Below are 1,306 nucleotides of genomic sequence, written 5' to 3'. Positions count from 1 at the left end.
GCGGGAAACGCGCCAGCGTTACGAAGGCACTCGGAATCATGTACTCCGCCAGCCCTTGCGACAGTTGCTCACGCAACTGTGCCGCCGACAACACGGCGCCTTCCCGCGCCGTCAAATACGCCACCAGGCGTTTGTCTCCGGGACGCTGCTCGCGCACCAGCACCACCGCCTCCCTGACTCCAGGACAAGCCGCCAGCTGCGACTCGATCTCACCCAGCTCGATACGGAAGCCACGGAGCTTGACCTGATCGTCGTTGCGCCCCAGGTACTCGATATTGCCGTCCGCCAGCCAGCGTCCCAGATCGCCGCTCCTGTACATCCGCGCCGCAGGCTCGGCACTGAACGGGTCGTCCAGGAAACGCTCCGCCGTCAGTTCGGGCAGATTCAGATAGCCACGGGCAACCCCCGCGCCGCCGATATGGATCTCGCCGCTGACCCCGATGGGCACCGGCTGGCCGTGTGCATCCAATAGGTAAATGCGTGTGTTGCCGATAGGGCGGCCAATAGGAATCGAGCGCGAATTGTCGGACAGCGCATGGATCTCATAGGTGCTGGCAAAGGTCGTTGTTTCCGTTGGTCCATAGCCATTGATCAGATGCCTCGGGCGATGGGCGCGGGACAAAACCTTCGCAACGCTCACTGGATCGAGCACATCCCCACCGACCAGGAGATATCGCAGCTTTGAGAAGGCAGCGGCGAGTACATCGACATATTCATTGAACAATCCAGCAGTCAACCATAAAGCGGTCACGCCACCTTCAATCAATATATGGTTCAAGCGCGCGGGATTGAGCAGCGTCGCCTGAGACACAACCAACAGTTTCGCCCCATTGAGCAGCGCACTCCAGATTTCCCAGGTCGAAGCGTCGAAGGCCGTATTGGCGCCATGCGCAACACAATCCTCTGTGGTGATCCTGGCATAAGGATTATTGATAACCAGACGCAGCACACTGCGGTGCTCAATCAGCACGCCCTTCGGCACTCCCGAGGAGCCGGATGTATACATCACATAAGCCGGCATTCTCGACGTCAGCCCCAGGGCATCAAGATCCGGATTGCCACACGGCAGCCCACCGGTCCCTGAGGACAGGTCCACGCTGTCCAACACGACCTGCGGCACATTTACCGCCGGCAGGCATTCCTGCAGCGCCGCTTGCACCAGCACTGCTACCGGCGCGCTGTCTTCCAGCATGTAGCGCAACCGCTCCGACGGATATCCATGATCCAGCGGCACATACGCACCGCCCGCCTTCAAAATCCCCAGCAAGCCCACCACCATTTCCAGGCTGCGCTGCGCACAGATCGC

Annotated in this window: 1 protein-coding gene; it reads right to left on the bottom strand. The window is 60.6% G+C overall.

What is annotated here, in order from left to right; genetic code table 11:
* Positions 1 to 1,306 (bottom strand): amino acid adenylation domain-containing protein (locus AO388_RS02290; protein ID WP_153003954.1); only part of this gene is annotated, 1,306 nt, incomplete at both ends.

It is taken from the genome of Pseudomonas sp. ICMP 10191, from assembly GCF_001467335.1.
GTDB lineage: Bacteria > Pseudomonadota > Gammaproteobacteria > Pseudomonadales > Pseudomonadaceae > Aquipseudomonas > Aquipseudomonas cerasi.
This window is presented reverse-complemented; position numbering and strand designations above follow the sequence as displayed.